The 2,025-nt window shown below is 71.8% G+C and carries 2 protein-coding genes; both read left to right on the top strand.

All coding sequences use genetic code 11. The features are described from left to right. The first annotated feature begins 2 nt into the window (after window positions 1-2). Window positions 3-533 carry a gluconokinase gene (locus ACFV4F_RS18040; RefSeq protein ID WP_380503527.1) on the top strand — a complete coding sequence of 177 codons (531 nt, stop codon included), beginning with the start codon at window positions 3-5 and terminating at the stop codon, window positions 531-533. A gap of 2 nt (window positions 534-535) precedes the next feature. After that, window positions 536-1,924, top strand: a complete 1,389-nt coding sequence (locus ACFV4F_RS18035; RefSeq protein WP_380498687.1) for a gluconate:H+ symporter — start codon at window positions 536-538, stop codon at window positions 1,922-1,924. The last annotated feature ends 101 nt before the right edge of the window (window positions 1,925-2,025 follow it).

Raw genomic sequence — 2,025 nt, 5'->3', positions numbered from 1 at the left:
GTTTGTGTTTTTTATATGAGTCTGTTTGTGGGTGGTGGGGTTTGAGGGTTGGGGTAAACACCGCGCGGGCGCTTCTCGGGGCCCACCCCGCGGCCCCCCCGCCCCCCGGCGCGCACGACTTCCACCCGGCGGCCAACATCGCCAAGATGTCGGCGGGCATCCCGCTGGACGACGAGGACCGCGCCCCCTGGCTGCGGGCCCTCGGCGGCTGGCTCGGAGGGCGTGCCGAGTCCGGCGACGGCGGTGTGGTCACCTGTTCGGCGCTGAAGCGGCGCTACCGCGACACCCTGCGCGCGGCCTGCCCGGGCGCCTTCTTCCTGCACCTGAGCGGCGGTCACGAGCTGGTCGAGGACCGGCTCGCCCACCGCACCGGCCACTTCATGCCGCCGTCGCTGCTCGACTCCCAGTACGCCGCGCTCGAACCCCTGGGCGCGGACGAGCGCGGCGCCGTCCTGGACGTCGGCCCGTCCCCCGAAGAACTCGTCGAGATGGCCGTGGCGCTGCTGCGGCCCGTCAATGGAGACCTCGCGTGAGTATGTCCCCCACTCTGCTGGCGGCCGCCCCACCGGCCCTGCCGCACACCGGCAGCGACTCCCAGCTGCTGGTCGCGGTGCTGCTGAGCATCGGTGCGATCGTCCTGCTGATCACCAAGCTGAAGCTGCACCCGTTCCTCGCCCTCACGCTCGGGTCCGGCCTGCTGGCCGCGGTCGCCGGGGTGCCGTTCGACAAGCTGCTGACCAGCTTCTCGACGGGCTTCGGCTCGACCGTGGCGAGCGTCGGCCTGCTGATCGGCCTCGGCGCGATGCTCGGCAAGCTGCTCGCCGACTCGGGCGGCGCCAACATCATCGCGGACACCGTGCTGGCCAGGTCCGGCCGCAAGGCGCTGCCCTGGGCGATGGCGCTGATCGCGGCGGTGCTCGGGCTGCCGCTGTTCTTCGAGGTCGGCGTCGTGCTGCTGATCCCGATCGTGCTGCTGGTGGCGCGCCGCGGCAACGTGCCGCTGATGCGGATCGGCATCCCCGCCCTCGCCGGCCTGTCGGTGCTGCACGGCCTGGTGCCCCCGCACCCGGGCCCGCTGGTGGCCGTCGACGCGCTGAAGGCGGACCTCGGCATCACCCTGGCGCTCGGCCTGGTGATCGCGATCCCGACCCTGATCATCGCCGGCCCGCTGTTCGCCCGGGTGGCGGAGCGCTGGGTGGGCCCGCTGGAGATCCCGGCCGCCACCGCCCCGGAGGAGACCGCGAAGCCCGAGCGCACGCCGTCGTTCGGCGCGGTCCTGGCGACCATCCTGCTGCCGGTCGCGCTGATGCTCGGCAAGGCGCTCGCGGACGTCGTGATCGACGACCCGAAGGCGCTCGGCCAGCGGGTGTTCGACTTCGTCGGCTCGCCGCTGATCGCGCTGCTGGCCGCGACCCTGCTCGGGATGCTGACCCTCGGCCGGGCGGCGGGCTTCGACCGGGCCCGGATCTCCGACACCGTCGGGAAGTCGCTGGGCCCGATCGCCGGCATCGTGTTCATCGTCGGTGCCGGCGGCGGCTTCAAGCAGACCCTGATCGACGTCGGCGTCGGCAACGCGGTCAGCGAGTGGTCCGGCAAGTGGCACGTCTCGGCGCTGCTGCTGGGCTGGCTGATCGCCGTGCTGATCCGCCTGGCCACCGGTTCGGCGACGGTCGCCACCATCACCGCGGCCGGCATCGTCTCCCCGCTCGCGGCGAACATGTCCTCGACCCACGCGGCGCTGCTGGTCCTCGCGATCGGCGCCGGCTCGCTGTTCCTCTCGCACGTCAACGACGCCGGCTTCTGGCTGGTGAAGGAGTACTTCGGGATGAGCGTCGGCCAGACGCTGAAGTCCTGGTCGGTGATGGAGACGGTGATCTCGGTCGTGGCGATCGCCCTGATCATGCCGCTGAGCCTCATCGTCTAGCGGCGCCCGCGATTCCCCGCAGGGGCGGGCACCCAGTTATGAGGGGGGAGGCCCAGGTGGGGCTTCTTGGGGGTGTTGTGGCGCAGAACCACGCGCAAAAA

It is taken from the genome of Kitasatospora sp. NPDC059722 (assembly GCF_042733235.1).
Classification (GTDB): domain Bacteria; phylum Actinomycetota; class Actinomycetes; order Streptomycetales; family Streptomycetaceae; genus Kitasatospora.
The sequence above is the reverse complement of the archived record's forward strand: the minus strand, read 5'-3'. Positions and strand labels throughout refer to the sequence as shown.